General features: G+C 55.1%; 20 protein-coding genes. 13 read left to right on the top strand and 7 right to left on the bottom strand.

Going from position 1 to position 21,583, the window contains the following annotated elements:
* Positions 1–33: 33 nt before the first annotated feature.
* The 5 genes from ACK56M_RS21185 to ACK56M_RS21165 form a co-directional block, all read right to left on the bottom strand.
* Positions 34–750 (bottom strand): ABC transporter ATP-binding protein, encoded by a 717-nt coding sequence (locus tag ACK56M_RS21185; RefSeq protein WP_411959006.1) that lies wholly within the window; start codon positions 748–750, stop codon positions 34–36.
* A complete protein-coding gene (locus ACK56M_RS21180; RefSeq protein WP_411959005.1) occupies positions 747–1,622 on the bottom strand; it encodes an ABC transporter ATP-binding protein in 876 nt (291 codons plus the stop codon). The genes ACK56M_RS21185 and ACK56M_RS21180 overlap by 4 nt, the downstream gene beginning before the upstream one ends.
* Positions 1,619–2,917 carry a high-affinity branched-chain amino acid ABC transporter permease LivM gene (livM, locus tag ACK56M_RS21175; protein WP_411959004.1) on the bottom strand — a complete coding sequence of 433 codons (1,299 nt, stop codon included), beginning with the start codon at positions 2,915–2,917 and terminating at the stop codon, positions 1,619–1,621. Before livM ends, ACK56M_RS21180 begins: the two co-directional genes overlap by 4 nt.
* 5 nt (positions 2,918–2,922) lie before the next feature.
* On the bottom strand, positions 2,923–3,837 hold the full coding sequence (locus tag ACK56M_RS21170; protein WP_411959003.1) for an ABC transporter permease subunit: 915 nt from the start codon (positions 3,835–3,837) through the stop codon (positions 2,923–2,925).
* A 141-nt stretch (positions 3,838–3,978) separates the two neighbouring features.
* Positions 3,979–5,094 carry a branched-chain amino acid ABC transporter substrate-binding protein gene (locus ACK56M_RS21165; protein ID WP_411959002.1) on the bottom strand — a complete coding sequence of 372 codons (1,116 nt, stop codon included), beginning with the start codon at positions 5,092–5,094 and terminating at the stop codon, positions 3,979–3,981.
* A 569-nt stretch (positions 5,095–5,663) separates the two neighbouring features.
* On the opposite strand from ACK56M_RS21165, the gene ACK56M_RS21160 reads away from it, so the two are divergent.
* The 12 genes from ACK56M_RS21160 (at position 5,664) to ACK56M_RS21105 (ending at position 17,839) form a co-directional block, all read left to right on the top strand.
* Positions 5,664–6,668, top strand: a complete 1,005-nt coding sequence (locus ACK56M_RS21160) for a GlxA family transcriptional regulator (RefSeq protein ID WP_411959001.1) — start codon at positions 5,664–5,666, stop codon at positions 6,666–6,668.
* Positions 6,669–6,826: 158 nt separating this feature from the next.
* Positions 6,827–7,969, top strand: a complete 1,143-nt coding sequence (locus tag ACK56M_RS21155) for an aromatic ring-hydroxylating oxygenase subunit alpha (protein WP_411959000.1) — start codon at positions 6,827–6,829, stop codon at positions 7,967–7,969.
* The gene (locus tag ACK56M_RS21150) at positions 7,966–8,724 is read left to right on the top strand and encodes an SDR family NAD(P)-dependent oxidoreductase (RefSeq protein WP_411958999.1); all 759 of its coding nucleotides are present in this window, start codon (positions 7,966–7,968) and stop codon (positions 8,722–8,724) included. The genes ACK56M_RS21155 and ACK56M_RS21150 overlap by 4 nt, the downstream gene beginning before the upstream one ends.
* A gap of 8 nt (positions 8,725–8,732) precedes the next feature.
* Positions 8,733–9,662 carry a 3-keto-5-aminohexanoate cleavage protein gene (locus ACK56M_RS21145; protein ID WP_411958998.1) on the top strand — a complete coding sequence of 310 codons (930 nt, stop codon included), beginning with the start codon at positions 8,733–8,735 and terminating at the stop codon, positions 9,660–9,662.
* Between the two features lie 20 nt (positions 9,663–9,682).
* Complete coding sequence (locus ACK56M_RS21140) at positions 9,683–11,104, top strand: aminobutyraldehyde dehydrogenase (RefSeq protein ID WP_411958997.1); 1,422 nt, start codon at positions 9,683–9,685, stop codon at positions 11,102–11,104.
* Between the two features lie 5 nt (positions 11,105–11,109).
* Positions 11,110–11,859 (top strand): SDR family NAD(P)-dependent oxidoreductase, encoded by a 750-nt coding sequence (locus ACK56M_RS21135; RefSeq protein WP_411958996.1) that lies wholly within the window; start codon positions 11,110–11,112, stop codon positions 11,857–11,859.
* A complete protein-coding gene (locus tag ACK56M_RS21130) occupies positions 11,859–12,791 on the top strand; it encodes a 3-hydroxyacyl-CoA dehydrogenase NAD-binding domain-containing protein (protein WP_411958995.1) in 933 nt (310 codons plus the stop codon). Before ACK56M_RS21135 ends, ACK56M_RS21130 begins: the two co-directional genes overlap by 1 nt.
* Before the next feature lie 57 nt (positions 12,792–12,848).
* Positions 12,849–13,802 carry a PDR/VanB family oxidoreductase gene (locus ACK56M_RS21125; protein ID WP_411958994.1) on the top strand — a complete coding sequence of 318 codons (954 nt, stop codon included), beginning with the start codon at positions 12,849–12,851 and terminating at the stop codon, positions 13,800–13,802.
* Between the two features lie 32 nt (positions 13,803–13,834).
* Positions 13,835–14,308 carry a thioesterase family protein gene (locus ACK56M_RS21120; RefSeq protein ID WP_411958993.1) on the top strand — a complete coding sequence of 158 codons (474 nt, stop codon included), beginning with the start codon at positions 13,835–13,837 and terminating at the stop codon, positions 14,306–14,308.
* Between the two features lie 100 nt (positions 14,309–14,408).
* Positions 14,409–15,356: a choline ABC transporter substrate-binding protein gene (gene choX, locus ACK56M_RS21115; protein ID WP_411958992.1), complete on the top strand. Its 948-nt coding sequence runs from the start codon at positions 14,409–14,411 to the stop codon at positions 15,354–15,356.
* 53 nt (positions 15,357–15,409) lie between these two features.
* Positions 15,410–16,336: a choline ABC transporter substrate-binding protein gene (gene choX, locus ACK56M_RS21110; protein WP_411959635.1), complete on the top strand. Its 927-nt coding sequence runs from the start codon at positions 15,410–15,412 to the stop codon at positions 16,334–16,336.
* Positions 16,337–16,429: 93 nt separating this feature from the next.
* Complete coding sequence (locus tag ACK56M_RS21105; protein ID WP_411958991.1) at positions 16,430–17,839, top strand: purine-cytosine permease family protein; 1,410 nt, start codon at positions 16,430–16,432, stop codon at positions 17,837–17,839.
* Between the two features lie 406 nt (positions 17,840–18,245).
* Here the strand turns inward: ACK56M_RS21105 and ACK56M_RS21100 are convergent, their stop codons facing one another.
* On the bottom strand, positions 18,246–18,680 hold the full coding sequence (locus ACK56M_RS21100) for a GNAT family N-acetyltransferase (protein WP_411958990.1): 435 nt from the start codon (positions 18,678–18,680) through the stop codon (positions 18,246–18,248).
* 435 nt (positions 18,681–19,115) lie between these two features.
* Entirely contained in the window at positions 19,116–20,435 is a 1,320-nt protein-coding gene (locus ACK56M_RS21095) for a 2-hydroxycarboxylate transporter family protein (protein ID WP_411958989.1), read from the bottom strand.
* A gap of 123 nt (positions 20,436–20,558) precedes the next feature.
* Here ACK56M_RS21095 and ACK56M_RS21090 point away from each other — a divergent pair, with 123 nt between their 5' ends.
* On the top strand, positions 20,559–21,476 hold the full coding sequence (locus tag ACK56M_RS21090; RefSeq protein WP_411959634.1) for a LysR substrate-binding domain-containing protein: 918 nt from the start codon (positions 20,559–20,561) through the stop codon (positions 21,474–21,476).
* Positions 21,477–21,583 lie beyond the last annotated feature (107 nt).

The following is a 21,583-nucleotide window of genomic DNA, read 5'->3' as shown; positions in this document are numbered from 1 at the left end:
TCATGCCTGAACGAGCTTTGGCCTTTTTTGATGCTAGTGGCCGCCGAGGTACGCGTTTCGTACCTCATCGTTGCTCAACAGCTCTTGCCCGCTACCTGTGAGGCGGATCTCCCCGTTCACCATCACGTAGGCCCGATCCGACAGCTTCAGCGCGTGGTTGGCGTTCTGCTCGACCAGAAAAATTGTCATACCGCTTTTCGCGAGCTCCCTGAGCGTCGAGAAGATCTGCTTCACCACAATTGGCGCCAGGCCCAGTGAAGGCTCGTCCAAAAGCAGAAGCTTCGGTCTGCTCATCAATGCTCGTGCGATTGCGAGCATCTGTTGCTCGCCCCCTGACATCGTCATAGCGCGTTGATTACGGCGCTCCTTCAATCTCGGGAACAACTCGAACATACGCCGAACGTCCTCATCTGCATGCTTCTCTCCGATAGGAATGGTGCCCATCATGAGGTTTTCTTCCACCGTCATGTCGGGAAAGACACGGCGTCCCTCCGGTGACTGGGCGATGCCGTTGGAGGCGATGTAGTGAGAGCTCTTCTGGGTGATATCGATACCTTGATAGAGGATCTGGCCGGCGCTCACCCTTGGTTGTCCGAAGATGGACATGAGGAGAGTGGATTTCCCTGCGCCGTTCGATCCGATCAGGCTAATGGTTTCGCCTTCATGGATGGAAAGCGAGACTTTCCGCAGGGCTTGGATTGGGCCGTAGTGCACGTCGATTCCGCGCAGTTCAAGAATAGGTTGGCTCATACCAGCTCCTCCTCATCAGCACCCAGGTAGGCCGCAATTACCTTTGGGTCATTACGAATCTGGTCTGGCTTGCCAGTGGCGATAACGACGCCATGATCGAGCACCACAATGTCGTCGGATATGCCCATCACCATCCCCATGTCATGCTCGATCAGAACTACCGTCATGTCGTGCTCATCTCGCAGAACCTTGATCATGCTGCTCAGGGCCTCGGTTTCTTGCGGGTTCAGGCCTGCAGCTGGTTCATCGAGGCAAATCACCTGTGGACGCGTACACATGGCGCGGGCTATCTCTAGCCGGCGCTGCTGTCCATACGAGAGTTCGCCGGCCAACCTGTTTGCGGAGCCAGCCAGATCGACAACCTCCAGCCAATAGAAGGCGGTGTTGATAGCGTTTTCTTCAGCCGCTCTATAGCCCCTGGTGTTCAGGATCCCGGCTATCAGATTCCGGTTGACCCACATGTGCTGTGCAATCAAAAGGTTCTCGATAACCGACATCTCCTTGAAGAGTCGGATGTTCTGGAACGTGCGGGCCAGGCCAGCCCGGTTGACGAGATGGGTGCCGCCGAACATCTTGTACCAGAGCCTGCTACCGAAGCTCTTTGGGGATACTAAGTCGGCTGGCTTGAAAGACTCACCAAGGAGCTTGATGACGTTGGTGCTTTTATCTCGGGTGTTGAGTTCGATGCTTCCGCCCGTGGCCTTGTAGAAGCCAGTGAGGCAGTTGAATACGGTAGTTTTGCCAGCACCGTTGGGGCCAATCAGGGCGAAGATTGAGTTGCGGCGTACTTTCAGGCTCACATCACTCAATGCCTTGATGCCACCGAAGTGCATCATCAGGTTGTCGACCGACAGAACGATATCGTCTTTCATCGTGCGGCTCCTTCAGCCCAACCCACTGCACCCTTACGCGGCTTTACTCCAACCCTGCTGATGCGGATTAGGCCTCGTGGTCGCCAGATCATCATCAGCACCATCAGAACTCCAAATAGCAGAACGCGGTATTCGGAGAAGCTTCGCAGCAACTCAGGAGCGACAGTCAGCACAAAGGCAGCGATGACCACCCCCACCGTTGATCCCATCCCTCCCAATACCACGATGGCCAGGATCAACGCGGACTCAAAGAAGGTGAACGACGTGGGATTCACGAAGCCCTGGTAGCTGGCAAAGAAAACGCCTGCCAAGCCGGCAGTGGATGCGCCGATGGTGAAGGCGGAGAGCTTCACAAGGACGTGATTCAAGCCCATGGAGCGGCAAGCAATCTCATCCTCTCGAAGCGCTTCCCAGGCCCGGCCGATTGGCATCCTGGTCAACCGATGCTTGATATACAGCACAGCGAGCACGACCAAGACGAGCATCGAGTAGATGAAAATGAACTTCAGGTCAGGGTTGTACGTGATGCCGAAGAACTCATGAATTGGAACGCCGCCGTCCTTGGCCCTCCGACCAAACTCAAGGCCAAAGATCGTCGGGGAGGGCACCGACAGTCCGTTAGGGCCTCCCGTGAAGGCAAGCCAATTGTTCAACACCAGTCGAATGATCTCGCCAAAGCCCAGCGTGACGATTGCTAGATAGTCTCCGTGCATACGTAAGACTGGGAACCCGAGTATGCACCCCGCGACAGCTGCGGCGATTGCTGCCAAGGGAAGTGCCGACCAGAAACCGAGACCAAGATACTGATACCCCAGAGCAAGCCCATAAGCACCAATTGCGTAGAAAGCCACATAGCCGAGATCTAGCAGCCCCGCCAGGCCGACAACGATGTTAAGGCCAAGGCCCAGTAACACGTAAATTAGCCCTAGGATCACAACGGTTAGAATGTACTTGTTCGAGATCATTGGGAGCGCGACAGCGGCCAAGATCAGGATGGGCACTATGATTCGAAGTCGTGACTTATGCTCAGGGGCAAGGACGTGGACGCCTGCGCCCGGTGATTCAAAGCTCTGAGCAAATTGGGCACCCTTTGCAGTTTGAAGGAATAGGCTAAGCGCAAATCTCCCAGCCATCACAGCGGCTACGATCATGGCTACCCTGGTGGGCTGCAGGTTGAAGGAGTAGCCGTCCAGTACCACTCCGACGATGGGGCCAAATACGATGAGGGCAAGCAGACCCGCAATCACAGAATCGATGACACTCTGTTTTAGGTTGAGCTTTTTAACTGAGTGCATGATTTTTATACCTTCGTTACAAGTGGGCGACCCAGAAGGCCTTGTGGTCTGAAAATCAGAATTACCACCAGCAACCCAAAGCTGAAGACGTCCTTGTAGTCCGAGTTGATCATTCCGGAGAACTGCGATTCAGCGACCCCCAATACCAGCCCACCTAGCATGGCCCCAGGAAGCGATCCGATGCCTCCTAGTACGGCTGCAGTGAAGGCTTTGATGCCAATGATGAACCCGGCATAAAAATCGAAGGTTCCGTAGTTCATGGTGATGAGAACACCGGCCAGCGCGGCCATCGCAGCGCCGATGATGAAGACGTAGGAAATCACGCGGTCAGTATTGATGCCCAGGATCGAGGCCATTTTCCGATCTTGTTGGGTAGCTCGACACATACGGCCAAGCTTCGTGAACTTGATGATGTAAGTCAGGAACGCCATACCTGTGAAGGCGGCGAGTAGAATGAAGATCTTGGTATAGGTGATCTGGATAAAGCTATCACCCATTTCGACCCGCCAGGCACCTTCCAGGAGTGTTGGGACACCTTGCTGCCTGGCACCTTGGCTTATCTGAGTGTAGTTTTGAAGAATCAGCGAAATTCCGATTGCGCTGATCAAGGGTGCCAAGCGGGTTGAGTTCCTCAGCGGCTTGTAGGCAATGCGCTCGATGACGAATCCGTAGAAGCTTGTGACCACAATGGTGAAGACCAGTGTTCCAAGTATCAGGAGGGGGAAGGAGTGAAGGCCAAAAAATGAAAGTAGTGCGAGGCTGATAGCAGCAAGGTAAGCACTGATCATGTACACGTCGCCGTGGGCGAAGTTGATCATGCCGATAATGCCGTAGACCATGGTGTAGCCAATTGCAATGAGCCCATAGACTGAACCAAGGGTCAGGCCATTTATCATTTGCTGAAGGAATATAGGATCCATACTCATAACTCTCTAGCGCAAGGCGAGGAATGCTCCGCACAATGGCGGACTTTTAAGCGCACGACGAATCGTCGAAAGTAGGGCGGGGCGGGGCCCTACCTTCAAACGGCAGTAGTTATATTTTGAGCTTTAGTGAGGCTATTACAGTTGCTTGTAAGTGCCGTCAGCAGCCCATTGGTACATGACGTAGTCCGACTTTTTCAGGTCGCCCTTATCATCGAACTCTTTTACGCCCATGACGGTATGAACTGGATTCTCTTTCAGCCATTTGCTGGCCTTGTCACTGTCCAGGCTACCCACGGCATTGAATGCAGCAGCCAGCGCCTGGACGGCAGAGTACGAATAGAGGGTGAAACCTTCAGGCTCGTAGCCGTGTGCACGGAAGTTGTCGATGACCTGCTTGCCGTCGGGGCTCAAGCGCGGGTCGGCACCGAACGTCATGTACATCCCGTTGACATACTTGGCCCCACCAGCAGTGCTGACCATTTCTTCACTGGCTAGCGCATCGCCCGACACGAATGTGGTGGTGAGACCTTGCTCGCGCATCTGGCGGATCATCGGGCCCGCTTCTGGGTGCAAGCCGCCGAAATAGACGACGTCAGCGCCACTGGACTTGATCTTGGTTACGAGCGAGTTGAAATCTTTTTCGCCGCGAGTGATGCCTTCATACAGGACTTCACTTACTCCGCGCTTTTTGAGCTCCGCCAGGGTGGCGTCGGCCAAGCCTTGGCCATAGGTGTCCTTGTCGTGAATGATGGCGACTTTCTTCGCGTGCAGCTTATCAACGATGAAGTCACCGGCGATGACGCCCTGTTGATCATCGCGTCCGCACATCCGGTACACGTAGGACAGCCCGCGCTCAGTGATCTTGGGGTTGGTAGAGCCGGGTGTCATGGAAATGATGCCGGCTTCGTCGTAAACCTCGGACGCCGGCATGGTGGATGAGGAGCAGAAGTGGCCGACCACCGCGTTCACTTTGTCAGCGTCTACCAGGCGGTTTGCCACGGCCACTGCCTGTTTGGGTTCGCAGGCGTCATCAGCCTTGATCAGCCTGATTTTCTCTCCGTTGATACCCCCCTTGGCATTGATGTCCTGAGCGGCTTGCTCGGCACCTCGCCACATCTGATCGCCGAATGCTGCTGCTAAGCCTGTCATTGGGCCAGCAACGCCAATGACGACGTCTGCTGCAGCGATCTGGGAGAGGGTCATAGCGGTACAGGCGACGAGCGCCAAATGGATTTTGGAAGGCTTAAACATCTACTTGCTCCTGCTGGGGTGATAAAGCGCGGGACAGATTCATAAGTAGGCGACTCGTTATTTTTGTTGGATCAGCGGTCAGGGCCGCTGTGGTCGTAATGTCTAAGCTCGATCACCCGCATGGCGTGCGCCATAGCGTGGCTGGGCTGGGCTCCCTTTCGGGATTTGATATGATTAATCCATCGGGATTAAAATAAGTCAAGAGGATTAATTTTCTATTTGCCCCTCATCGAAAAGCGCTTAGGTGACCTTACCCTCGGGTGGCGAGATAGACACATTCCCTGTGTTCGCATTCCGGGGAAGGCTTTGAACAGGAGAGATAGCTAAGCGATGCTGCAGTGGCAGGTGCTCGGCCTGCGCCTCTATACCTAAGTACAACGGCTGCGTGCCGCTAATCCGGTATGTGAGCAAGAGCTCCAGCCTGGGTGGCTCCGGTGTCAAGTAGCATGGAGCGTTTCATGAGTGCTGATGCAGAGCTCATGGTGTCTCGGATGGACTGTCCTCGGCTATGGGAGGCAATTTGCCCTGACCCAGGTGCCGTATGATTAAGCTGCGCCCCCCGATTGGAGATGTATGTGTTCAGGTTTCTAGTCATTGTGTTTCCCTATTTCAATGCTGCGGCTACCTCCGCATTTGTCGATCCATTTCGAGCAGCCGACTACCTGAGCGGCGAGACCCATTTCCATTGGGAGTTCGCTTCGCTCGATGGCGGGGGCATCCGGGCATCGAATGGCATGGACTTGTTTACTCAGTCCATTGCAAAGGTGCGGGATCAAAACTGGGATCTGGTTGTGGTGTCTTGCAGCTGGACGCCTGAAAAATTCCACAGCGCTCGCTTGCAGAGCTTACTCAGAAGCTGGGCCAGCAAGGGATGTATGCTCGGAGCACTTGATACCGGGACATTTCTACTTGCAGAGGCAGGTTTGCTTTCGGGGCGACGTGCAACTGGCCATTACGAGCACATAGATGCGCTGATCGAACTGTACCCTGACGTCACCGTCGTCGAGGACTTGTATGTCTTTGATGACAATCGGTTCACCTGCTGTGGCGGTTCAGCGGCAACCGACACGGCCCTGCAGCTCATTCGCAATATGCACGGTGAGACTGTTTCCAACGAGGCAGCCCGTTATGTGTTCCATCAGCAATTTCGTCCCGGCAGTACCCAACAGAACCCTCAAGACCATCAGCCCTTGGGGCACACAATCCCGCCGGCAGTTATGCATGCAATCAAGCTCATGGAGACCCATCTGGAGGAAGTCATCAGCATTCCAGAGATCAGCGAGCGGGTGGGTATCTCGCAGCGTCAACTCGACCGTCTGTTTCGTGATGTGACCCATAAAACGCCAGCTCTCTATTACCGCGATATTCGACTGGATCGAGCGCGTGGGCTGGTTACCCAGACCAGCATGGCATTGACCAAGATTGGAGTAGCCTCTGGTTTTCCAAACCAATCTCACTTCTGCAAAATTTATCGTGAGCGCTTTGGCCTGACGCCTCGCCAAGATAGGCAGGAGGGAAGAGTGCCATTCAATTACCGTGCCTGGCCGATGCATCAGGCAGGTAAAGACCGGTAGATCTGTCGTGAATTGCAAACACATACCTAAAAACGACGCTGACGAAATAAGCATATAAATCGGCGAATTTTGAAAGTTTTCAGCTATCCAACCAGATCACTATCAACGCCACAGAACGGGCAAAACCCCATGCCCGTCATAATAAAAGGGCCGTTGATATGTCTGAGTTGCTGCATCCTCGCCAGTTTGAATCTATCAAGCAGGGCTACGACCCGGATCCTCTGGTTTCCCAGTCGCTGCGTGCTGAGGCTTACGTCGAACCTGAGTGGTTCCGCCATGATCAGCAGGCCATCATCGCGAAAACTTGGCAGTGGGTTTGCCACGTTGAGAAGGTTCGTGAGCCCGGTAGCTACACGACTGTAGACATCGCTGGCAGCCCCATCGCCGTGGTACGGGATCAGGACGGCACCCTGCGTGCTTTCTACAACGTCTGCAAGCACCGAGCGCATCCAGTGCTGCAGGGCGAAGGCAAAACGCGTCGCATTGTTTGCCCTTACCACTCCTGGTGCTACGGCCTGAACGGCAGTTTGGTCGCTGCACCGCATGTGGGTGGCCTGAAAGACTTCAACAAAGAAGAGATTCACCTTACTCCCGTTCAGGTCGAAGAGTTCTGTGGCTTCGTCTATGTCAATCTCGACCCTCAAGCCGCGCCGCTACGCGAGCAGTCCGGCGATCTGGCGAAGGAAATTCTGAACTGGGCGCCAGATATTGAAAAGCTTACCTTTGCCCATCGGTTGACCTATGAGATCAAGTCGAACTGGAAGAATGTGGTCGACAACTTCCTCGAGTGCTACCACTGCCCAACGGCTCACAAGGACTTCTGCACACTGGTAGACATGGACACCTACAAGGTGGAGACCCATGGCATCTACTCCAGCCACATGGCTGAGGCCGGTAAAGGTCAGAACTCCGCCTACGATGTGTCCAAGGCCAGCGTGCGCACCCATGCGGTCTGGTGGCTCTGGCCTAACACCTGCCTGATGCGCTACCCAGGCCGTAGCTCGATGATCGTCCTGAACATCGTGCCTATGGGGCCTGACCGTACCTTCGAAACCTATGACTTCTTCCTGGAAACGCCCGAGCCGGACGACATGGAAAAAGAAGCCATTCGCTACCTGGATGAAGTGCTGCAAGTGGAAGACATCTCGTTGGTAGAGAACGTCCAGCGCGGTATGCAAACCCCGGCATTCGATCAGGGGCGAATCGTCACTGACCCGAACGGTTCAGGCAAATCTGAGCATGCGCTGCACCACTTCCATGGATTGGTACTTGAAGCTTACGCACGACGTGTGAAGCCATGAGCGGGGGCGGCCTGAAGGGGAAGGTCGCCTTGGTTACCGGAGGCACAGGCGGCATTGGCAGGGCTGTGTGCGAGCGATTGCTCAAGGAGGGGGCTGTGGTTTATGCCGCCGATCTATCGCAGCAGCAGCCCGTGCAGGGCGCAATACCTGTGGAGCTGAATGTCAGCGATGAGGTGCAGGTACAAGCGGCGATGCGTCAAGTGGCTCAGGAGCAAGGACGGCTTGATGTACTGGTGAACGCTGCCGGTATTGAAGTGGAGCACACCATTGAGCACACAACCCTGGAGGTTTGGAATCGCGTCTTCGCGGTCAATGTCACCGGCACCTTCTTGGTCAGCAAGTACGCCTTGCCGTTGCTGCGCGAAAGCAGCGGAGCCAGTGTGATTAATTTTGGCTCCTACGACGGATTCATTGCGGATCCTGGTCTGGCGGCTTACTGCGCAAGCAAGGGAGCGGTACATGCGCTGACTCGTGCCATGGCGTGCGATCACGGCCCTGAAGGTATCCGGGTCAATGCGGTATGCCCCGGCTATATCGATACGCCGATGCTCCGTAGCTTTTTTCAGGATCACGGTGATATCGCCAGTCTCGAAAACGCGGTGCGCGATGTGCACCCAACCCGGCGCTACGGCACGCCAGCCGATGTCGCCAACCTCGTTTACTGGCTGGCCAGTGATGAGGCCCGCTATGCCAGCGGCCAGTTGTGGATTCTCGATGGTGGCCTGACCGCCCAAGTACAACAAATGAAATTGTGAGCCTTGCCATGCCAAAATCAGTGATTATTACCTGCGCCACTACCGGTGGCGTACACACCCCGACCATGTCGGAATACCTGCCAATCACCCCGCAGGAAATTGCCGATTCGTCCATCGAGGCTGCCAACGCCGGCGCGTCGATTATCCACTTGCATGCCCGAAACCCAGAAACCGGCAAGCCGGATCCACGTCCAGAGCTGTTCCAAGACTTCATGGGGCAGATCCACCGCCAGAGCGATGCAGTGCTGAACGTGTCCACAGGTGGTGGCCTCGGGATGACCCGTGAAGAGCGTCTCCGTGCGGCGCTGGCGGTCAGCCCGGAAATGGCATCGTTGAACGTAGGTTCGATGAACTTCGGCATCTTCCCAATGAAGGCCAAGTATTCGAACTGGAAGCATGACTGGGAACCGGCCTTCCTCGACAGCACCCGCGATTTCATCTTCCGCAACACCTTCGCCGACATCGAGTACATCGTCAAAGAGCTGGGTGATGGTCACGGTACCAAGTTTGAATTCGAGTGTTACGACTTGGGCCATCTGTACAACCTGGCGTGGGTGATCGACCAGGGCTGGGTCAAGCCGCCGTTCCTGATTCAGATTGTGTTCGGCGTTCTCGGTGGCGTGGGCGCTGACCTCGACAACCTGATGCACATGCACACCGTGGCGCAAAAGCTGTTCGGGAAGGACTACGAATGGTCGGTGCTTGCCGCAGGTAAGAACCAGATGAGCTTTGCCACTCAGGCTGCAATGCTCGGCGGCAACGTGCGGGTGGGTCTGGAAGACAGCCTCTTCATCGGTGCGGGCGAGAAGGCAAAAAGCAATGCCGAGCAAGTGCTGAAGATTCGTTCAATTGTCGAAAACCTCGGGCTCAAGGTAGCCACACCTGAAGAAGCTCGAGCGCGTCTTGGATTGAAAGGTCGCGACAAGATCACCTTGTGATTCGTGATTGGGGAAACGCCATGCATACCAAAATGTTGATCAACGGCGAGCTCGTTGAAGGCGGCGCTGCGCCCCTGGCTGTCATCGATCCGGCCACGGGCGAGGAGATCGTCAGTGTTCGCCAGGCGGATGATGCTCAGCTGGATAGTGCTGTGCGTAGCGCGCATGAAGCGTTCGAGTCCTATTCGAAAACTACCCCGGCGCAGCGTGCTGCTCTCCTGCAAGACATTGCCGGGGTGATCGAGCAGAACGCCGAAGAACTGGCCTCGTTGGAGAGTCAGAACGTCGGCAAACCGTGGCCATCGGCGCTCGACGATGAAATGCCGTTGACCCTCGATACCTTTCGCTTCTTCGCAGGAGCTGCACGCACCATGGCCGGTGTGGCTGCCGGAGAATACGTGCCGGGCCATACAAGCCTAATTCGTCGCGATCCGATCGGCCCAGTTGCGGCTATCGCACCGTGGAACTATCCGCTGATGATGGCGGCTTGGAAGTTGGCGGCGCCGTTAGCAGCAGGCTGCAGCGTGGTACTCAAACCCTCGGAGGTCACACCGCTATCGACTTTGCGCCTGGGGCAGTTGCTGGCGGATGTGGTACCTAAGGGTGTCATCAACATCGTGCACGGGATTGGCACTTCGACCGGGGCTCGCCTTATCAATGCTGAAGGTATCGAAGCTGTAAGCATCACCGGTTCGCCGGCAACAGGAAGTGCGGCCATGCGAGCGGCTGCGCAGCAGATGCGCCAGGTTCACGTCGAACTCGGCGGCAAGGCACCCGTAATCGTTTATGAGGATGCCGACGTCGATAAGCTGGTCGCGACCCTGCGTGCCACGGCATTTTTCAATGCGGGTCAGGACTGCGCGCAGCCTTGCAGGGTGCTGGTCGCCAGCAAGATCTATGACCGCGTCGTCAGTGCCCTGGCCGAAGCTGCGGCGACGATCAAAGTGGGCGCACCGAGGGCTAACGGAACAGAGATGGGGCCGCTCGTGACCGAAGTGCACCGTCAACGGGTAGCCGGGTTCGTAGACCGCGCTCGGGTTTACGCTGAGGTGGTAACAGGAGGATTGATCGAGCCTGGCGGTGGCTTCTTCTACAGCCCAACTGTGGTTGCTGATGTCGACCATCATGCTGAAATCGCAACCCAGGAACTGTTCGGGCCGGTGATTTCGGTATCCCGGTTCACCCCGGATCAAGACCCCGTCGCTATCGCCAACGCAACCCGTTATGGCCTGGCATCGTCGCTGTGGACGCGTGACAGTGGGCGTGCAATGGAGGCCAGCAGTCGCCTGCGTTATGGCTTTACCTGGGTCAATACGCATGGCGTGGCCACGCCAGAAATGCCATGGGCTGCCATGAAGGGATCAGGCCACGGTTGTGACATGTCGGTGTTTGCACTGGACGCGTACACCAGTATTCGTCACGTCATGCTTGCCCACGGGTGATGACCATGGATAGAGCAGCAGTGATCGTGACGGGTGGCAGTCGAGGCATTGGCCTGGCAATCGTCGAAAAGTTCGTCGCTCAAGGCCGTCAAGTCGTGAGCTGCGGTCGCGGCGCCAGGCCAAGGCATCTGGACACGGCAGTTGAGTGGGTGCAGGCAGACGTCTCCAAGCCTGAAGACGCCCGCTACATTGTCGAGCGTGCTGAACACCGCTTTGGCCGAGTGGGCGTCCTCGTTAACAACGCGGGTGTGCAAATCGAGAAGACAGTTCTAGAGAGCACTGACGCTGATTGGGACGAGGTCATGGGTATCAATGCTCGGGGCACCTTCAACCTCTGTCGGGCGGTGTTGCCAGGCATGGTTCAGTGCGGTGGCACGATCATCAACATGGGCTCTATCTCTGGACAAACCGCAGACCCGTCCATGGCGATTTACAACGCTTCAAAAGCCTTCGTGCATGGACTGACCCGATCCATTGCAGTGGATCACGGGCCACGCGTTCGCTGTAACGCCGTATGCCCCGGCTGGATCATGACAGCCATGGCCGAAGATGCGTTCGCCATGTCCAAGAACCCAGAAAAAGCCAAAGCGGACGCGTTGGCTCGCCACCCAGCGGGCCGGTTTGGGCAACCCGACGATATCGCCGAAACGGTGGTGTGGTTGGCATCCGATGCGGCGCGTTTTATTACCGGGCAGTGTTTTGTCGTTGATGGCGGCCTGACCAGTGCTTCTCCCTTACAACCGAGGTTCTTCTGATGAGTGAATTCCAAAATGTCGCGGTGATTGGCGCGGGTGTCATCGGTGCCAGCTGGGCTGCACTGTTCCTGGCATCTGGGCGTAACGTTGCCGTTTATGATCCCTCCCCGACCATGGAGGCCGATGTACGCGCCTACATCGACAATGCCTGGCCAACGCTCCGCGAGCTTGGCCTGGCAAATGCCGAGCCGGGACAACTCAGCTTCCATGATGATGTTGCCAGCGCAGTTCAGAAGGCTGATTTCGTCCAGGAAAGCGTGCCAGAGCGGATCGCCATCAAGCATGAGCTGTTCGCCAAACTGGAAGCTGCCCTCAAACCCGGTGCCATCGTGGCCTCGTCCGCATCTGGTCTGCGTCTGAGTGAAATGCAGGCGGGTTGGAAGAACCCGTCGCATTTCATCCTGGGCCATCCCTTCAACCCGCCACACCTGATCCCTCTGGTCGAGGTCATGGGCAACGACAAGACCGCTTCCGACGTAGTTGAGCAGGCAGAGCGGTTCTATCAACTGGTTGGGAAAGTGACCATTCGGGTCAACCGTGAAGTGAAAGGGCATGTCGCCAACCGCCTGCAGGCCGCGCTTTGGCGTGAAGCCATTCACCTGGTGAAAAGTGGCGTCGCTAGCGTAGAAGACGTCGACAAGGCCGTTTGGGCGGGGCCGGGGCTGCGCTGGGCCGCAATGGGGCCAACCATGTTGTTCCATCTCGGTGGTGGCTCGGAAGGTTTGAGCTCCTTCTGCGAGAAATTTACCGAGAGCTTCCATGGCTGGTGGGATGACCTGGGCGATCCTCGCCTTGATGTAGAGACGGCTTCGATGCTCGTAGAGGGCGTTCTTCATGAAGCCGGGGATAACAGCTGGGCATCACTCGCGACAAATCGGGATGAATTGATTACTCACATGTTGAAGGCAACCGCGCCACTGCGGCGCCGTTGAGTTTGGGCCCGAGGCGTAAACCGTCTCGGGCCAGTTTGCCGTTGCGTGAGGTTTGCCATGCCTGATGAATTTTTGACCCTACAGATAACTGACCTGATTGCCGAAGCCAAAGGCGTCATGGTCATCGAGCTGCGATCACCTTCAGGGGAAGCGCTGCCGTCATTTAAATCCGGCGCCCATATTGAACTGCATTTGCCTGGGGATATTGTGCGCCAATATTCCTTGTGCAACGACTCACGAGAGAATCACCGCTATTGCGTGGGCGTTGGCCTGTCGCCAACCAGTCGTGGTGGCTCCCGGCATGTTCACCAATCCCTTCGCGTGGGCGACACGCTGAAGATCAGTCCGCCACGCAACCATTTTCCACTGGAAGAAGACGCGTCGGGTTTCGTGTTTTTCGCCGGAGGTATTGGCATCACGCCGATCTGGTCGATGATCCAGTGGTGTGAAGCCCAACAGCGTCCTTGGCACCTCTATTACTTGGTGCGCAGCCGCCAGCGAGCAGCTTTTCTGGAGGAGCTTCGTGCCTTTGGCGATCAAGTCACCTTGCACGCTGATGATGAGGCCGGCGGTTTGTTTGATGTCGCTTCCGCGATAAACCAGCAGCCGTCCAACGTTCACTTCTATACCTGCGGGCCCAACCCGCTAATGCTTGCCGTTGAAGCTGCAGCGTGCGGCTTCCCTGAGGAGCAGGTGCATTTTGAATGGTTTACGCCGAAGGCGCCCAAAAGCCCAGTAACTGACAAGGCTTTCACTGTTCAGCTTGCTAGAAGCGGCAAGTCTTTTGAAGTGCCAGCGGACAAAAGCATTCTCCAGGTGCTTGAGGCGAACGGTCTACGAGTGGAAAGTTCTTGCCGTGAGGGGACGTGCGCCTCATGCGAAATCTGTGTGTTGGACGGTATCCCGGATCATCGCGACAGCGTGCTGACAGCAGCCGAACGCAAGAAGAACGACGTGATGATGATCTGCGTTTCCCGGTCGCTTTCAGAAAACCTCGTTCTCGATCTCTGAAACGTACCCACGACTTCTGGAAGGATTTACTTGTGAACAATCTGTTGCTGATTCACCAAGCCACGATCGTCGAAGACTGGATTGATTACAACGGGCACCTGCGTGATGCCTTCTACTTTTTGCTTTTCAGTCACGCGACCGATGCATTGATGGATCGCATAGGTCTCGACGCGGATGCGCGAGCCATCTATGGCCATACGCTGTACACGCTGGAAGCCCACATCAACTATCTCAGTGAAACCAAATTAGGGGAGGACGTACAGGTCTATACCCAGATAATTGACTATGACACCAAACGGTTGCACATCGTGCATCACCTGTATCGACCCAAGGATGGAGAACTGTTGGCGGTGAGTGAGCAGATGCTCATGAACATTGCTAGCGAGGCTGGGCGTGCCGCGAAATTTGCGACGTCCGTTGAGACGAGCATCAGCCAGATCTTTGGATCTCATCGATTGTTGCCACGGCCCGGATACTGCGGTCGCGTGATCGGGATTCGTCGCTAACCCCTCAATTGCTTTACCCAAAGAACAACAAGACTGCGTCGCCTCTGAAATAACAAAAAACTGCCGCTTTCCATAGCTGCCACAGAGAGGATTTTGCGTCATGAAAAATGCACTTCGCGTTATGTTCTGTTCCGCCCTGGTACTGTCCGCAAACAGCTATGCGGCAGAGCCTTCCCAATGCCGTCTGGTACGGATGTCCGATCCTGGTTGGACTGACATCCAGACCACTACCGCCATCGCCACCACACTGCTCAAAAGCCTCGGATATGAAACCAAGTCCACCCTCGTGGGCGTGCCGCTGACATTCAAGGCCTTGTCTGAGGGCAAGAGCATGGATGTGTTTCTGGGCACCTGGTTGCCCACCATGGAGCCTGACCTCAAACCATACCGTGACTCAGGCATGATCGACATCGTGCGGGTCAATCTGCAACATGCCAAGTACACACTGGCTGTACCGCAGACTTTGTGGGATCAAGGGCTGAAAGATTTTGCTGACATCGCGAAATTCAAAAAGGAATTGGGCGGCAAAATTTATGGCCTGGAGCCGGGCGATGGCGGGAATAATGCTGTGCTCAAAGCAATCAGCGAAAACGCGTTCGGCCTGAAAGATGCTGGATTCTCGGTGGTCGCATCGAGCGAGTCGGGAATGCTTACTCAGGTTGAGCGCGCGCAGCGACGCAATCAGGCAATCGTGTACCTAGGGTGGGAGCCTCACCCGATGAACACGCGATTCAAGATGAAATTCCTGACGGGTGGAGACAACTATTTCGGCCCTGACTTCGGCGATGCCACGGTCTACACAAGCACTCGTAAAGGCTATGCAGATGAGTGTCCGAATGTGGGGCAGTTGCTGAAAAATCTTAGCTTTACCTTGGATATGGAGAACCACATCATGGGCTCCATTCTTTACGAGAAGATGGAGCCGGAGGCTGCCGCCAGAGCCTGGCTAAAGAAAAACCCACAGGTACTTGATGGTTGGCTGGCAGGCGTGACGACATGGGATGGTCAACCGGGTCTGGCGAAAGTCAAGGCGGAGGTGGCGCCATGATGAACAATGTTCAAGGGATCAAGGCGCGATCACGTGTGGCATCTTGGATTGCAATGAGCCTTGCAGGGGCAGTGTGTGCCCTGTCGAGTGGAGGAAGTTGGGCGTCTGATCCTGCCGAGTGCAAGATGGTGAAACTCGGATCGACCAATTGGTCGGATACTGTGGCGACGTCTGCGATGGCTCAGCTCGCGATGGAGTCGCTGGGATATCAGGTGAAGCTCACAACAGCTTCCCAGCAGATCATCCTCGCCGGCCTGGCTGACAAAAAGCTGGATACGTTCTTGGGTTATTGGCAGCCAACCATGCAACCGGTTGCTACTCCCTATATCCAAAAACAGCAGATCCAGGTACTCGCCCCCGCTGCGTTGCCCGATGCACAGTCCACCTTCGCTGTACCGCGTTACGCGTTCGATGCGGGACTACGTACTTTCGGCGACATCGCGAAATTCAAAGACAAGCTCGACTCCAAAATCTACGTCATCGAGCCTGGCAGTGGCTCAAACCGCATCACCGCGAAAATGATCGAGAGCGATCAGTTTGGTCTCAAAGGTTTCACTCTGATGGAGTCGAGTGAGGCGGGGATGTTGACGGCGGTGAAGCGCGCCGTGAGCAGGCAAGAGTGGGTAGTGTTTTTCGGTTGGAAACCACATCCCATGAACCTTCAACTGGACATGGTCTATCTAACCGGAAGCGATGATGTATTCGGCCCGGGCGAAGGTGCGGCGACAGTTTCGGTGATGACAGCCAATGGGTATGAACAGCGTTGTCCGAACTCTGGCCGGCTACTACAAAACCTGTCCTTCAAAAGCGATCAGGTAAGCCACCTGATGGTGCCAATCCTGGAACGAGTTTCTCCAAGGGACGCGGCGTTTGCTTGGCTCAAAGCCAACTCCGAACAGGTAAAGCCTTGGTTTGATGGGGTGACGACTCTTGATGGAAAACCCGGCTTCGACGCGTTCCAGCATTTTCTGAATAAGTAACCCTGCCCCGAAAGGGGCACTTTGAAAGGGTTGTCTGAACGGCCAGGCCATGCCTGTCTGGGGAAAGGCTCGCCTGAAAATAAGGACAATAAAATGAAAGTCGAGAAGCGAAGTATCGAGTTCGTACCGCACAACGAGCGCTATGGTCGGCCACGACGGTTGTTCACTGTGTGGTTCAGTTCTAACCTGCAGGTGACAGCATTGATGGTCGGTACATTGGGTGTGGCCTCAGGGCTGAGCCTGATGTGGACGCTCGCAGGTTTACTGATTGGCTGCATGCTGGGCACCATCTTCATGGCAGCTCATTCGGCGCAAGGGCCGCACCTGGGTGTGCCTCAAATGATCCAAAGCCGAGCCCAGTTCGGCGTCTTTGGAGCTTCTATCCCGCTGTTGGTGATGGTGACTGCCGCAGTGCTGTTCATGGCGGCCAGCGGCGTCTTGATGCGAGATCCGCTCAAGGCACTGATCCCAGTCTCGGACAACCAAGCAATCTTGATTGTCGGCATCATGACGTTCCTGATCGGAGTCGTTGGCTATGAGCTCATCCATCGCATGGGGGCGTGGATGACTTTGCTGTCATCTGTTGTGTTCGGTGCTGCCTTGGTACTGATTTTGATCCGAGCAAGCTCTGCTGAGGCCATTCATGTTGATGCAGGTGGTTTTTCGATGCCGGTGTTCAATCTGGTGATCGCACAAGCTGCATCCTGGACGCTGGGCTATGGCCCCTATGTGGCAGATTACTCCCGCTACTTGCCAGCGGACGTCCGAACCAAAGACACGTTCTGGACGACCTATTTTGGCTGCGCCCTAGGCTCCCTGGGGATGATGGCGTTAGGGGCTACCCTGGCTGCAGTGGTGCCATCCGCTCTTAATGTCGACCCAGGGACTGCGATCTCCAACCTGTTTGGCCCTTGGGCGAAAGCCGCATTGTTGGTAGTCGCGCTCGGCGTCATTCAGTACAACGTTTTGTGCCTCTACAGTGCCTACATGTCTACCACGACGATTTTCAGTGGCTTCGCCAAGCTGCAGCATGTGCGGCATGGCACCAAGACATTGCTGATGGCGGTTCTCTCGGTACTGGCCTGTGTCATCGCTATCCAAACCCAGTTCCACTTCGACACGTTCTTCGCTGACATTTTGATTGGCCAGCTCTACCTGTTGATTCCCTGGAGCGCGATTAACCTGGTGGATTACTACGTGGTTCAGCGAGGTAGCTACAGCATCGATGATCTTTACGATGCTCAAGGTCGATATGGCCGTTGGAACCGAAAAACCATGATCGTTTATGGCGTATCGATCATCGGAACCGTTCCTTTCATGAAGCTCTCTTTCTTCGAAGGCTACTTTGCGAAGCTGATTGGGGCAGACGTTAGCTGGATCGCTGGATTGGTCTTGGCGGGCTTCCTTTACTTCATCTTCAACTGGAGTCGAACTTCGTCAGCCGCCACTCAACCAAATAGAGATCGGCGAGGTGTCAGTGCCTTTGCCAATGCAGAGGAATAGTTAGGAAATGGATAGGTAGCAGTCTCGCTGAAATGGCAGCTCCTGGTTGCTCGTGGCTCGCCTTGAATTGGCGCTTGAGTCGAAAGCTGCTGGACGGCCAGAGGCTGCTACCGACCGAATGGGGACGTTGTCAAACCCTCACATTTTTCGTCACAGAAGCCCATCTCACAAGCGATAGTAAACTCAGGCTTTTACCTCAATGCTGCCGCGAATGCTTCGGGCGTCGGGCTCTCCTTCCAGGTGCGACTTTTACCGGCAGCACCAGCCATGGCTGCGTCCGTCGTATCCGAATATGCGCATACGACCCGAATTGTTCAGAGAATTCCAAGATTCCTGCCCGAAACCACACGCATACCATGCGCTGCTGTGGACTCGTTGAACACGTAGGTAGCCTCGGCGCAATGCGTTATGCGTTCTCATCACCCGAACGGACAAACGAGTAGCGGTCGATATCAGACCTGAGCTGCCAACCTTGGGCCTGCCAATAGCCTGCAGCCGTGGGATTGGTCTTCAGCACATCGACATGAAACTTCCGTATTCCTTGGGCCTCAAGCGCTAAAAGGCAGTGCTCGACTAAAGCGTTTGCGATACCTTGCCGCCGATACTCAGACAGGACAATCAGGTGCTGCAGGTACCCTTTGCGGCCATCGTGCCCGCCCATGATGCAGCCGACGACCATTGCCCCTGACTCGGCCACGAGGCTCATGGACGGATTTCGCTCTAGGTATCTTGAGGTCGACTCGCGTGAGTCGGCATCACGGACGGATATGCCAGGCGTCTGTTTCATGAGATCAATAACGGCATCGTAATCATCGATGGTCATTATGCGGATAGTGAGCATTTATTGAGCGCTTACGTGATAACAATGGGGTCGTCAGACTAGCACACGCGTCGCGATCGCGAAGTCTTTGTACAGACGGTTATACCTGTGATCGGCAGGCCGAATATCCCACTTGATCATGCAAAAGCATCGTCTTGCGCACTCGCCTTGACATCGCGCTAGGTGGCAGGCATTCCTGAACAGCTTAGGCTTTGACCAGTTTCGGATCAGATCGCAGTGCAAAATCAACTGCGCAGAGTTAAATGGATTGGCCAGACATTCGAAGCTTTGAGTGAGCAGCTGTATCAATGACTACGATCGGATAATCAGTAAGCCTTGTAGCCGCAAACACCTACTCCATAGCCTTGTTGGTTACGCTCATGCCACAACCATGCAGGTGCGTGGCCTGGTGGCGATGACATGAACGTAAAGTCTAGGGTAAGAAGCTGTGATTCTTCAGCTGAAGATACCCAGCAGTACGGTGGCCCCGATCACGGTGGCTGCACCGCCAATACGAGTCGAGATCTGAGCGAAAGGCATCAGTTGCATGCGGTTGCAAGCGGACAGGATAGCCACGTCACCTGTGCCACCCAAGCCACTGTGACAGCAGGTAACGATGGCAGACTCAACGGGGAACATTTTCAGCATATTGCCGATGAGGAAACCTGCTGCGGTCATCGCGATTACTACCGAGGCACATACCATCACGTAGCCAATCGAGAATACGCTTGCAACACTATCGAGAGGTACGTAGAGCATTCCCAGGCCGATCATTACTGGCCAGATGAAAGCAGTGGAGATGAGCTTGTAGAACTTTTTGCTGCCTTTTTCCAGCTTCTCAGGCAACACGCGAACGTATTTGAAGATAACTGCTACCAAGATCATCATCACCGGGCCTGGGATATGCACGACTTTCTCGAGCAGGCCACCCAGGACGAAGAAGGCGCAGATGAGCAGAACACCAGCTCCCATATAGCGGAAGTCGATTGCGCTATCATCCTCAGCTTCTTCCTTGAACGCGTCATTCTCTTCTCGGGCGCGAATAAGTTGGCCATCACCATTCAGGTTGGGCTTACGAGCTGCCCAACGAGCCAAGGTACCGGCACAGATGATTGCGACGATGTTGCCTACGACTGCGGCAGGAACTAGCTGAGCAACGTATTGTTCCGGGGTTCCGCCAAGGATGTGTGAATACGCAAGCGAGAGGGGAAGGATGCCCTCACCGATGCCACCGCCGATGATTGGCACAATAATGTAGAAGAATGTGTGATGCACGGTGTAGCCGAAGCTAACGCCCACAGCCAAACCCGCTGCCACCGCCGCCAGAGTGCCGATTACAAGTGGAACGAACATCCGGATCATGCCTTGGACAAGAATTGTCCGGTTCATCCCCAGGATGCTACCTACCACCAGACTTGCGATCACGAAATAAAGGAAGTTTGCGTCCTTCATCAGCATTTTGGTGGCATCAATCGTGGTGCTGCCGAAGAAGCCGTAGTACACCAAGACGGAGGGGAGCAACAGGCACAAGATCGCTCCGCCACCAATGTCGCGGAGAAGAGGCAATCGTTGACCCACCTGGCCGAGCAGCATACCCATGGTCATGATGACCGCGAGGCCACCAATCATTGTCTTGGGCAGATAGCCTAGATGAGCTGAAAGGAAAACGATCAGGGCGATACCGAGAAAATACGGCAGCGGGATTACGCCAATCTCATATTCCATGAACGCGCTGAACCGACGCCGTGCCGGCAGTGCTTGGGTTGCGAGGGTCATTTTTGAATTCCTCTGTTTATTTTTGTGTGAGGAGGCTTGATGCCAGGAGTCACGGGAATTTCCTTCCTGATAAGGATGCTATCCTTAGCGGAATCGTAAAGAAACGGCCCTTCTATGCACGCTATGAACACGAATCATGAAGTGACGCCGCTACCAGATGACCTGCGGGTTTTTCTCGCAGTGATACGTGTGGGTAGCTTTTCAGGTGCGGCTTTGGAGCTAGACCAGTCGCCTGCATATGTGACCAAGCGCATCAAGATTTTGGAAGAAACACTTGGAACACGGCTGCTTCATCGAAGCCCTCGCAGGATTGCCCTCACGGAATCTGGCGAAAGAGCTCAGCAGTGGGCCGTGAGGATCTTGGATAACCTTGACGAGTTCATGGGAGAGCTGAGCCAGGTGCGGAAAGCACCCAGGGGGCTGCTGCATATATGTAGCAGCTTTGGATTTGGCCGAAATTATGTAGCTCCAGCGATTGCTGAACTTTCGAGTGCATACCCTGACTTGGAGGTTAAGCTTGATGTATTTGATAGGGTTGTTGATATCGTTGGGGAAGGATTTGATTTAGAAATAAGAGTAGGGGATGATATTCCCGAGAATCATATAAGCCGTCTGCTCGTTGCCAATAAGCGAGTGATATGCGCCACGCCTGAATATCTCGCGCAGCGAGGAACCCCAGAAAGGCTAAGTGATTTGGCAGAACATGACTGCTTAGTGCTCAAGGAACGAAACAATCCCTACGGTGTTTGGCGGCTGCTCAAAGCACAGAAAGAAGAAACCGTTAGGGTCAATGGCCGGCTTTCGTCCAACAATGGCGAAATTGTTCTCCAGTGGGCGCTAAACCACCGTGGCTTATTATTGAGGTCGATGTGGGATGTTAAGCCACTTTTAGAACAAGGGCTGTTAGTTCAAGTGCTTCACAAATACAGCCAGAGTGCTAACGTTTGGGCTGTTTACCCAACACGCTTGGCGGACTCCGCCAAGCTGCGGGTATGTGTGGAATTCCTTGAAGCGAGCTTCAGTCGTCTAAGAGCAGATTGAGAGCGCAAGCCAGCCCTTGAAGAGAACAGCCTTTACCATGTAGCTACTCACGAAAGCATTCCAGATTTGCAGTGGCCGACCCTACTTGGGGTCGGCTAACGACTACG

Source organism: Pseudomonas sp. s4 (assembly GCF_046764235.1).
In the GTDB taxonomy this organism is placed as follows: Bacteria; Pseudomonadota; Gammaproteobacteria; order Pseudomonadales; family Pseudomonadaceae; genus Aquipseudomonas; species Aquipseudomonas asiatica.
The sequence above is the reverse complement of the archived record's forward strand: the minus strand, read 5'-3'. Positions and strand labels throughout refer to the sequence as shown.

Coding starts and splice junctions, on each gene's coding strand:
- ACK56M_RS21140 (WP_411958997.1), top strand. CDS start 9,683: ATGCATACCAAAATGTTGATCAACGGCGAGCTCGTTGAAGGCGGCGCT.
- ACK56M_RS21130 (WP_411958995.1), top strand. CDS start 11,859: ATGAGTGAATTCCAAAATGTCGCGGTGATTGGCGCGGGTGTCATCGGT.
- ACK56M_RS21150 (WP_411958999.1), top strand. CDS start 7,966: ATGAGCGGGGGCGGCCTGAAGGGGAAGGTCGCCTTGGTTACCGGAGGC.
- livM (WP_411959004.1), bottom strand. CDS start 2,917: ATGCACTCAGTTAAAAAGCTCAACCTAAAACAGAGTGTCATCGATTCT.
- ACK56M_RS21165 (WP_411959002.1), bottom strand. CDS start 5,094: ATGTTTAAGCCTTCCAAAATCCATTTGGCGCTCGTCGCCTGTACCGCT.
- ACK56M_RS21100 (WP_411958990.1), bottom strand. CDS start 18,680: ATGCTCACTATCCGCATAATGACCATCGATGATTACGATGCCGTTATT.
- ACK56M_RS21105 (WP_411958991.1), top strand. CDS start 16,430: ATGAAAGTCGAGAAGCGAAGTATCGAGTTCGTACCGCACAACGAGCGC.
- ACK56M_RS21135 (WP_411958996.1), top strand. CDS start 11,110: ATGGATAGAGCAGCAGTGATCGTGACGGGTGGCAGTCGAGGCATTGGC.
- ACK56M_RS21185 (WP_411959006.1), bottom strand. CDS start 750: ATGAGCCAACCTATTCTTGAACTGCGCGGAATCGACGTGCACTACGGC.
- ACK56M_RS21090 (WP_411959634.1), top strand. CDS start 20,559: ATGAACACGAATCATGAAGTGACGCCGCTACCAGATGACCTGCGGGTT.
- ACK56M_RS21160 (WP_411959001.1), top strand. CDS start 5,664: ATGTATGTGTTCAGGTTTCTAGTCATTGTGTTTCCCTATTTCAATGCT.
- ACK56M_RS21145 (WP_411958998.1), top strand. CDS start 8,733: ATGCCAAAATCAGTGATTATTACCTGCGCCACTACCGGTGGCGTACAC.
- ACK56M_RS21095 (WP_411958989.1), bottom strand. CDS start 20,435: ATGACCCTCGCAACCCAAGCACTGCCGGCACGGCGTCGGTTCAGCGCG.
- ACK56M_RS21180 (WP_411959005.1), bottom strand. CDS start 1,622: ATGAAAGACGATATCGTTCTGTCGGTCGACAACCTGATGATGCACTTC.
- ACK56M_RS21125 (WP_411958994.1), top strand. CDS start 12,849: ATGCCTGATGAATTTTTGACCCTACAGATAACTGACCTGATTGCCGAA.
- ACK56M_RS21155 (WP_411959000.1), top strand. CDS start 6,827: ATGTCTGAGTTGCTGCATCCTCGCCAGTTTGAATCTATCAAGCAGGGC.
- choX (WP_411959635.1), top strand. CDS start 15,410: ATGAGCCTTGCAGGGGCAGTGTGTGCCCTGTCGAGTGGAGGAAGTTGG.
- choX (WP_411958992.1), top strand. CDS start 14,409: ATGAAAAATGCACTTCGCGTTATGTTCTGTTCCGCCCTGGTACTGTCC.
- ACK56M_RS21170 (WP_411959003.1), bottom strand. CDS start 3,837: ATGGATCCTATATTCCTTCAGCAAATGATAAATGGCCTGACCCTTGGT.